The organism is Streptomyces sp. S6 (assembly GCF_054880855.1).
In genome coordinates, this window is record NZ_JBTYMC010000298.1 from 1 (window position 1) to 8,048 (window position 8,048).

The following is an 8,048-nucleotide window of genomic DNA, read 5'->3' on the forward strand; positions in this document are numbered from 1 at the left end:
GGGGTCCGTTTCGTGGTGGGGCACGTTCAGGCGGTGGTGAGCGGGGTGGGGGTGGGGTGTTTCATCGCGTCGGAGAGTGACACGAGCCACCGGAGTTCCTCGGCAGGCGCGCACGCCGTCAGCATCGGCGTGAAACGCGTCGTCCGGCGCCCCCGGACCGGCCATGTGAAGCCCCTGGTGCGCACCGCCGGGCGGCACTCCTTCCCCAGCTCCCACGCGACCTCCGCGGCGGCGGCGGCCGTCGCCTACGGGGCGCTCGGCGCGTACCCGGTGGCGCCGGTCGCCGCCGCGATGTGCGTCTCCCGGCTCGTCGTCGGTGTGCACTGGCCGTCGGACGTCGTCGCGGGGGCGGCACTTGGCGCGCTCACCGCGCGCGTAGGGGCGCGCTGGACGGGTGTTCCGGCATGACACAGACCGCGCCCGAGCGTGTCCGGTCCCGACAGCTGCCCGTGCCCGCCGCCCCGCCGCGCGGTGTCCTGCGAGGCCTGCTGAAGACCGCCCGCCCCAAACAGTGGGTCAAGAACGTCCTCGTCGTCGCCGCGCCCGCCGCCGCCGGACGTCTCCTGTCCTGGCACGCGGCGGCCCAGATCGCCCTCGTCTTCGCCTTGTTCACCGCGTGCGCGGCGGCCGTCTACCTGATCAACGACGCGCGCGACGCCGACGCGGACCGCGCGCACCCCACGAAACGCCGCCGACCGGTCGCCGCCGGTCAGGTCCCCGTGCCCCTCGCGTACGCCGTGGGCGGCCTTCTCGCGGCCTCGGGGCCCGTGCTGGCACTCCGACTGTCCACGCCCGGCGTCGCGGCGCTCCTGGCGGCGTACGTGGGCCTGCAACTGGCGTACTGCGTGAGCCTCAAGCACGTCCTCGTCGTCGATCTCGCCGTCGTCTCCACCGGGTTCCTGATGCGGGCCACCGCCGGAGGGCTCGCGCTGGGCATCCCGCTGTCGCGGTGGTTCCTGATCACCACCGGGTTCGGGGCGCTGTTCATGGTCGCCGCGAAGCGGTACTCCGAGGCCGTCCAGATGGCCGGGAAAGCGGGCGCCACGCGCGCGTTGCTCACCGAGTACACGACCGGGTACCTGCGGTTCGTGTGGCAGCTCGCCGCCGGGGTCGCCGTCCTCGGGTACTGCCTGTGGGCGCTGGAGGGGCAGTCCGGGGCGGGGCCGTGGCGGCAGTTGTCGATGGTCGCGTTCATCCTGGCGGTGCTGCGGTACGCCGTGTTCGCGGACCGGGGGACCGCCGGGGAGCCGGAGGAGGTCGTGCTGGGGGACCGGGCGCTGGCGTCGATCGGGGTGGTGTGGGTGGCGATGTACGGGCTGGCGGTGGCGGGTTGGTGAGTTTTTTCAAACGAGAGCTGTTGTGTTTCGCGGCCGTCGGCGCGCTCGCCTACGCCACCGACCTCGCCCTCTTCACGTACCTTCGCGGACCCGCCGCCCTCGACCCCCTCACCGCGAAGTCCCTCTCCTTCGTGGCCGGCTGCACGGTCGCCTACTGGGGCAACGCGCGCACCACGTACCGGCACGCGCGCGTGGAGCACGTTTTCGCCGCCCTCCTGACGTTCACCGCCGTCAACCTCGCGGGCGCGCTCGTCCAGCTCCTCTGCCTCACCGTCAGCCACTACGGCCTCGGCCTCACCTCCCGGCTCGCCGACACGGTCTCCGGAGCCGGAGTGGGGATGGCGCTGGCTACAGTCCTGCGGTTCTGGGGAACCCGGAGATGGGTCTTCCGGCACGAGGTGAGGCAGAGTTCGGATCATGGACTGGCTGAAGAGGCTTCCCGTGGTGGGGCCGTGGGTCGCACGGCTGACGGCCACGCACGCGTGGCGGTCGTACGAGCGGCTCGACAGGGTGAAGTGGACGCGGCTCGCCGCCGCGATGACGTTCATCAGCTTCGTCTCGCTGTTCCCGCTCCTGACGCTGGCCGCCGCCGTCACGGCCGCCGCGCTCAGCGGTGACCAGCAGAAGCGCCTTGAGGGCCGGATCGCCGATCAAGTACCGGGTATCTCCGGACAGTTGGACGTCGCCTCGCTCGTCCAGAACGCCGGGACCGTCGGGCTCATCGCCGGCGCCGTCCTGCTCTTCACGGGGCTCGGCTGGGTTGGCCAGATAAGGGACTGCCTGCGCGCGGTCTGGGAGCTGCCCGATGACGCCGGCAACCCCCTCCTCGTCAAGGCGAAGGACGCGGGTGTCCTGCTCGGGTTCGGCGGGGCCGTCCTGCTGACGTTCGCGGCGTCGACCGTCGCGACGTGGGCGGTCAGCGCCATCGCGGACGGCCTCGGGCTGGACGAGCACGGGTGGGGGGCGCTGCTGCTGCGGGTCGCGGCGTTCGCGGTGGCCGTCCTCGCGGACTTCCTGCTGCTGCTCTACGTCCTGACGCTGCTCCCCGGCGCGGACCCGCCCCGCCGCCGGCTGCTCGAAGCCGCGCTGATAGGAGCCGTCGGCTTCGAGCTGCTCAAGCTGGTGCTCAGCGGCTATCTCCAGGGGGTCGCCACCAAGTCCATGTACGGGGCTTTCGGGGTGCCTGTCGCGCTGCTGCTGTGGATCAACCTGACGGCGAAACTCGTGCTGTACTGCGCGGCTTGGACGGCGACTCGGGCGGAGGATCCTCAGGAGGACGAGGCGCCCTCGGTCTCCGGACTCTCCTGACCCTCCGGCTTCCTGCCCAGCGGCCACTTCCGGTTGACCAGGAACACGCCGCCCGCGAGGAGGACGAGGACGCCGCCCGCGATGCCCAGGGCCGTGCCGATGCCGCTGGAGGAGTCGGGGGCGGTCTTCGCGGCGACGGGGGTGCCGGAGGCGTTGCCCGCGCCGCCCGCCTGGCCGGTGGGGTTGGTGGGGCCGGGCTGGGGAGTGGAGAGGGAGGCGTTCCTCGGGGGGACCAGTTCGCCGATGGGGCGGGTCTTGCCGAGGGCCTGGAAACCCCAGTCGAAGAGGGCGGCGGTCTCCTTGTAGACCTCGTTGTGGCCTTCCTTGGCGGGGTTCATGACGGTCACCAGCAGCACCCGGCCCGCGCGTTCGGCGACGCCCGTGAAGGTCGCGCCCGCGTTGGTCGTGTTGCCGTTCTTGACACCCGCGATGCCCTGGTACTGGGCGATGTCGTAGTCGCCGCTGAGCAGCCGGTTGGTGTTCTGGATCTCGAAGGGCTTCCGGACCGGTTTCCCGGTCTTCTCGTCCTTCTCCGTCTTGCCGGGGAACTTCGCGCGCACCGTCGACGCGTACTCCCGGAAGTCCTTCTTCTGGAGCCCGGAGCGGGCGACCAGCGTCAGGTCGTACGCGGACGACACCTGTCCCGGGGCGTCGTACCCGTCCGGCGACACCACGTGCGTGTCGAGGGCCTGCAACTCCTCCGCGTGGGCGTTCATCTGGGCCACCGTCGCGGGGATGCCCCCGTTCATCGCGGACAGCACCCGCACCGCGTCGTTCCCGGACCGCAGGAACACCCCGAGCCACAGGTCGTGCACGGAGTAGGTCTCCCCCTCCTTTATCCCGACGAGGCTGGAACCCGCCCCCATGCCGTCCAGCTCGGCGCGCTCCACCTTGTGCTGCGTCGTCCCCGGGAACCTCGGCAGCACCGTGTCCGCGAACAGCATCTTCATCGTGCTCGCGGGCGGCAGCCGCCAGTGCGCGTTGTGCGCCGCCAGCACCTCACCCGACTCCGCGTCCGCCACGATCCACGACCGCGCGGTGAGGTCCTTCGGCAGCACCGGCGCCCCGTTCGCCAGATCCGCCTGCGTCCCCGGCAGGCCCAGCCGGGCACCCCCGACGCTGGACATCTTCGCGGGCGGCGTCACCGTAGGCGTCGGCTTCGGGGACGGCGGGGGCGCGGCGACGGCGAAGGGCGCGGTGAGCGCGGCGGTCGCGAGCGTGGCTGCGGTGACCGTCAGGGATCGCCTGACGGCCCGTTTCATGGGAGCGGGCACGAGGGCGAACGTACCCGTCCCCCACACGGAAGTCCCACCCTCCACCCCACCCGCCTGCCGGAACCGGACATCCGCCCGCGATACTGACCCCATGAAGCTCACCCGCCCCCTCTCCTGGTTCCTGCTCGCCTTCGGGGTGTGGAGCTGGGTCATCTGGGTCACTTTCGTAAAGAACCTGATCAAAGACGGCAGTGGTCTCGCGTTCGACCATGGACATCCCACGACGTACTTCTGGGTCCACCTGACCCTCGCGGTCGTGTCCTTCGTATTGGGGACGGCCATCGGGCTCATCGGGTTGCGTTCGCTGCGGGCGTTGCGGTTCACGCACTAGCGGATCGAGAGCGGATCGAGCCGGGCGTTTTCTGCGGCTGGCCCCGCCACGCCGGTGTGCGTGACGGGGCCGGTGATGCGTCAGCCGTGCTCTTCGGGCCGGAGGCCGGGTGGAGTCGAGGGCAGGCCCATCACGTCGTCCGCCACGGCTCCCACGCCGACGATGACGACGCAGTCCGGGCAGGCGTAGAGCGTGACGCCGGGTCCGCTCGCCCGCTGGATGTGGCGGCATGCGGCGCTGAAGGGGGCTGGGGGTTCGTCGGTCAGTCCGTCGCGGTTCACGCGGTGAACGCGTCCGCGCCGAAGGGGGCGCCGTCGTAGGTGTAGGGGTGGTCGACGCCCATCGTGGCGAGGGCTGCGGCTTGGCGGCGTTCCCGTTTGAGGCGGAGTTCCAGGGTGGCGGCGTCCTCCTTGCTGGAGCTGGTCCACGGGCGGGACGTTCGGTGGTCTGCGGCTGCGTTGCGAGGTGTGTGGTGCTGTGGCGGCCGGGGCGGCGGCGGGGGGTGAGTGTGAGTAACACCCAGGCCAGGGCTCGGGCGATAACATCGCGCATAAGTCGATCAGCTCCCTAAAGCTGTCTCGGCGAGCCCCGGGTGGACCGGGCCTAATCGGTCCGCCCGGGGCGTATTCGTGTTCGAAGGCAGCGGCGCCTGACTACACCTGTCTATAGCTGTGTCGTGCTGTGAGTGCCTATGTAGCAATGACTGCGGCTGGATAAAGTCCGTACGTGATGGAGTTCGACCCCACCCGCCCCAAGTGGCAGCAGATCGCCGACGTCGTTCGCGCGCGCATCAAGAGCGGCGAGTATCCGGCTCGGCACCTTGTCTCCGAGGTGCGGCTGGGCGCCGAGTTCGGGGTGTCACGGATCACCGTCCGCAAGGCGACGGCCGCTCTGCGCGCCGAAGGGTTGATCACCACCACCCCTGGCATGGGGTCGTTCGTCCGAGGGACCGGCGGGGACGGGCGTCAGGGCGATTAGTTCTCGTCGTCGCGCTGGAGTATCCGTATCCGCTGCGCGGGCGGTAACGCTTCGAGCGTGACCATGACGGGGTCGTTCACCTCCCAGGAGTGGCCCGAGGGGTGGCCCGTGAAGAACACGCACTCGTCGACGCCGGGGGTTTTCGCGAGGCACTGTGTGCCCAGTTCGAAGCGGCAGACGGCGAACCCGCCGACGATTGACCACCGCGCCATCCACAGGTGCGGCCGGGTCAGGTCGAGGCTGTACCAGAGCACCGAGGCGTGCTCGATGCGGTTGCCGTGCTCACCCAGCTCACACAGGGTGTGGGAAGGGAGGATGTCCCAGCAGTCCTCTTCTGTCTCAGGTATGTCCCGGAGGGCCTGTGCGCCAAGAAGTCGTGGGACCTCGGTGAAGGCGGTGCATTGCAGCGGCATGATCGGCCGTGATCCTCGTTCATCTGTGGCGGAAGGGGAGGAAGCCCCGCCCGCATGTCGTGAGGCACACGGGCGGGGTGCGGCACGGTGAGCTGTCGGACGGTGGGTGCCGTCCGCCGTGCCGGGGCTGCTACTCGCCCAGGGACGTTCGGAAGTGGCCGCGTGACAGGTGGCACACCCCGTCGGGCGTGATGCGGACGTTCGCGCCGAGCAGTGGCAATGAGCCCTCGGCGTTGAGCTGGAACCGGATGCGTTCCAGGGCGTCCCAGAGGCGTTGCGGGCCCGATTGGTGGACCTCCGGCGGATCGTCGAGTCGTTCGGCGGATGCGCGGGCCCAGGAGCCGTCCGGGTGGATCAGGTAGGCCGTGCGGTGTTCCCCGTCGGCCCGGTAGTCGATCTCCACACCGGGAGTTATGACTTCGAGCATGGAGCGCAGTTCCCACGCGTTCTCGATGTCCACCACGGGATGACGTCCGCTGCTGCGGTGTTCTCCTTCCGCGTTGTGGGCGAGGGCGAACAACTCGGTGTGGGCGGGCGGGAAGTCGCTGCCGGAGCGGGTGAGCATGAAGCCGGCCATGTCCCGCTCCACTCGTCCTACGACGTCCCCTGACTGGTCCTTCCAGCCGGTGACGAGCAGGCAGGTGCGGGCGAGCGTCGTCACGAGGCGTCCGCCGGGCGCCAGCGCCCCCACCACGGCCCGGAGTCCGGGACCGGGGGAGAGCGCGACCGTGGCCACGATCCGGTCGTACGTGCCGGGTACCCACTCGGTGGCGTCCGCTGTGACCATCTTGGGCTGGTGGCCCATGCGGGCGAGCCGCTCCCCGGCCGCACTGACCAGATAGGGGTCTATGTCCAGACTGGTGACGCAGTGGTCCCCGAGCCGGTGGCAGGCGTACGCGGCGAGTCCGCCGGCCCCGGTCCCGAGGTCCAGCAGTGACAGGCCGTCCCCGAGTCGGCCGTGCCGCAGCATCCGTACGACCAGGGTCGGCAGTGTGGCGGACGAAGTCGGCCGTCCCTGCGGCTGCTCGGCGAGGTCCGCGCGGTCCGCGTGAAGCGGGCCGACTCGGGTGATCAGCGAGCGGTCCGCGTAGGCGGCACGCATCCATGCCGCATGGTCGGACGGGCCGTCACGGAGCTGCCACTTGTCGCCCGTGCGTTCCCACCAGCGGGGGACGAGTTCGTGACGGGGGATGTGTGCCACCGCGCCGACCCAGCGGGAATCGGGGTCGGTGACACGCGACGCGAGCCGCGACGCGTGCTCTTCCCAGTCCATCGAGGTCCTTTCGGGGGTCGTGCTGGTTACTGCGGGTCGCACGATGGGGTGCTGGCGGGGTCGCAGTCGTTGGAGTCGTCCGGCGAGCACGCGGCTCGGGGTGTCGGAATGCGTGCCGCCAGGGCATCCCAAGCCTTCCCGCCCAGCAGGTCGACGAGCCGGGTTTCCCGGACATTGCCCGCTGGAAAGTCGCGTTGGACCCTCCGCAACGGTGCTTTCGTGGCCTATGAAGAGGCCATCACCACCGGGACGTTGCTAGAGGAAGCGGACAACGTAGCGGCGAAGTTCCGGGCCCATGATCTGCTCAGTGCGTCAGCGTTGTCCCCCGGTCAGTCGGCGGACGTCATCCGGTCAGTCTTGGAGGATTTTCCCAATGAGCACTACCCCTGACCTGTCCGCAGCGCGATGGGTCGCGTCGAGCTACAGCGGAAATGGAGAGGGTAACTGCGTCGAGTGGGCCCCTTCTGTGGCGCAGGTATCGGGTGTCGTCCCCGTCCGCGACAGCAAGGTCCCGAACGGCCCGCACCTGCGCCTCACCCCTCGCGCCTTCGCCGGGCTCGTCGCACTCGCCCGCAACACCGACGTGTAGGAACCGTGCCAGCGGCCCCACCCCTTTCTGAACTCCTCCAGGGAGGTGGGGCCGTCTGATGTCCTGGGGGCGCCCTGGAGCGCCGTCCCGCATGCCCATGGCCGTACCTAGGATGAACGGCATGGTGATCGTCTTCGGTGTGGTCGTCCTGGGTGTTCTGGTGGGCGGCAACTGGTATCTGTGGCGCCGTCTGTTCCGGGACACGACCCGGGGTCCGGGCTGGGCCCGTCGTGCCGGGGCGGCGTTGATCGCGGTGGGGTGGGTCCTCGCGATCACCGCGCTGGCCGCCGAGCGCACCGGCGCCCCCTTCTGGCTCCAGCGCGTTCTGTCGTGGCCGGGCTTCCTGTGGCTGGCCGTCTCGATGTACCTGCTGCTCGGGGTGCTGGCGGGGGAGGTGGTGCGGCCTCTGCTGCGGATGTTCCTGGAGCGGAGGCAGCCCGAGACGGCCGTTCCCGAGCAGGAGCCCGCGCGCACCCCGGCCGTACCTGCGGCGGCCCCTGAGCAGGAGCCCGCGCGCACCCCGGCCGCACCGGCGGCGGCCCCTG

The 8,048-nt window shown here is 70.5% G+C and carries 10 protein-coding genes and 2 pseudogenes; 8 read left to right on the forward strand and 4 right to left on the reverse strand.

From position 1 onward, the window contains the following. The 4 genes and pseudogenes from ACVNF4_RS28880 to ACVNF4_RS28895 all read left to right on the forward strand — a co-directional run. The coding region (locus ACVNF4_RS28880; RefSeq protein ID WP_461805825.1) for a phosphatase PAP2 family protein at nt 1–408 on the forward strand (408 nt) is incomplete at its 5' end. Continuing rightward, nucleotides 405–1,337, forward strand: coding sequence for a decaprenyl-phosphate phosphoribosyltransferase (locus ACVNF4_RS28885; protein ID WP_461805826.1), 933 nt, complete (start codon nt 405–407; stop codon nt 1,335–1,337). The genes ACVNF4_RS28880 and ACVNF4_RS28885, both read left to right, overlap by 4 nt. Beyond that, a pseudogene (locus ACVNF4_RS28890) lies at nt 1,298–1,750 on the forward strand (GtrA family protein); the annotation flags it as partial. The gene ACVNF4_RS28885 and the pseudogene ACVNF4_RS28890, both read left to right, overlap by 40 nt. A 4-nt stretch (nt 1,751–1,754) precedes the next feature. Then, nucleotides 1,755–2,645 (forward strand): YihY/virulence factor BrkB family protein, encoded by an 891-nt coding sequence (locus tag ACVNF4_RS28895; protein ID WP_461805827.1) that lies wholly within the window; start codon nt 1,755–1,757, stop codon nt 2,643–2,645. Here ACVNF4_RS28895 and ACVNF4_RS28900 read toward each other — a convergent pair. Continuing rightward, on the reverse strand, nt 2,606–3,919 hold the full coding sequence (locus tag ACVNF4_RS28900; RefSeq protein ID WP_461805828.1) for a D-alanyl-D-alanine carboxypeptidase family protein: 1,314 nt from the start codon (nt 3,917–3,919) through the stop codon (nt 2,606–2,608). The two genes, ACVNF4_RS28895 and ACVNF4_RS28900, sit on opposite strands and share 40 nt — an antisense overlap. Nucleotides 3,920–4,010: 91 nt before the next feature. On the opposite strand from ACVNF4_RS28900, the gene ACVNF4_RS28905 reads away from it, so the two are divergent. Further along, on the forward strand, nt 4,011–4,250 hold the full coding sequence (locus ACVNF4_RS28905; protein WP_461805829.1) for an SCO4848 family membrane protein: 240 nt from the start codon (nt 4,011–4,013) through the stop codon (nt 4,248–4,250). Between the two features lie 80 nt (nt 4,251–4,330). Here ACVNF4_RS28905 and ACVNF4_RS28910 read toward each other — a convergent pair whose 3' ends face one another. Then, nucleotides 4,331–4,531 (reverse strand): hypothetical protein, encoded by a 201-nt coding sequence (locus tag ACVNF4_RS28910; RefSeq protein WP_461805830.1) that lies wholly within the window; start codon nt 4,529–4,531, stop codon nt 4,331–4,333. A gap of 445 nt (nt 4,532–4,976) precedes the next feature. Between ACVNF4_RS28910 and ACVNF4_RS28915 the strand changes: the two genes are divergently transcribed. Beyond that, complete coding sequence (locus ACVNF4_RS28915; RefSeq protein ID WP_461805831.1) at nt 4,977–5,228, forward strand: GntR family transcriptional regulator; 252 nt, start codon at nt 4,977–4,979, stop codon at nt 5,226–5,228. Here ACVNF4_RS28915 and ACVNF4_RS28920 read toward each other — a convergent pair. Both ACVNF4_RS28920 and ACVNF4_RS28925 read right to left on the reverse strand, forming a co-directional pair. Beyond that, a complete protein-coding gene (locus tag ACVNF4_RS28920) occupies nt 5,225–5,641 on the reverse strand; it encodes a hypothetical protein (RefSeq protein ID WP_461805832.1) in 417 nt (138 codons plus the stop codon). The genes ACVNF4_RS28915 and ACVNF4_RS28920 overlap by 4 nt on opposite strands. A 130-nt stretch (nt 5,642–5,771) precedes the next feature. Then, the gene (locus ACVNF4_RS28925) at nt 5,772–6,914 is read right to left on the reverse strand and encodes a methyltransferase domain-containing protein (RefSeq protein WP_461805833.1); all 1,143 of its coding nucleotides are present in this window, start codon (nt 6,912–6,914) and stop codon (nt 5,772–5,774) included. Between the two features lie 373 nt (nt 6,915–7,287). On the opposite strand from ACVNF4_RS28925, the gene ACVNF4_RS28930 reads away from it, so the two are divergent. Continuing rightward, on the forward strand, nt 7,288–7,503 hold the full coding sequence (locus ACVNF4_RS28930) for a DUF397 domain-containing protein (protein WP_461805834.1): 216 nt from the start codon (nt 7,288–7,290) through the stop codon (nt 7,501–7,503). A 121-nt stretch (nt 7,504–7,624) separates the two neighbouring features. Next, nucleotides 7,625–8,048: pseudogene (locus ACVNF4_RS28935) on the forward strand (metallophosphoesterase); the annotation flags it as partial.

Bases quoted from the DNA above. Each gene is read 5' to 3' on its own strand.
- ACVNF4_RS28925 (WP_461805833.1), bottom strand. From the start codon at position 6,914: ATGGACTGGGAAGAGCACGCGTCGCGGCTCGCGTCGCGTGTCACCGAC.
- ACVNF4_RS28930 (WP_461805834.1), top strand. From the start codon at position 7,288: ATGAGCACTACCCCTGACCTGTCCGCAGCGCGATGGGTCGCGTCGAGC.
- ACVNF4_RS28905 (WP_461805829.1), top strand. From the start codon at position 4,011: ATGAAGCTCACCCGCCCCCTCTCCTGGTTCCTGCTCGCCTTCGGGGTG.
- ACVNF4_RS28885 (WP_461805826.1), top strand. From the start codon at position 405: ATGACACAGACCGCGCCCGAGCGTGTCCGGTCCCGACAGCTGCCCGTG.
- ACVNF4_RS28895 (WP_461805827.1), top strand. From the start codon at position 1,755: ATGGACTGGCTGAAGAGGCTTCCCGTGGTGGGGCCGTGGGTCGCACGG.
- ACVNF4_RS28920 (WP_461805832.1), bottom strand. From the start codon at position 5,641: ATGCCGCTGCAATGCACCGCCTTCACCGAGGTCCCACGACTTCTTGGC.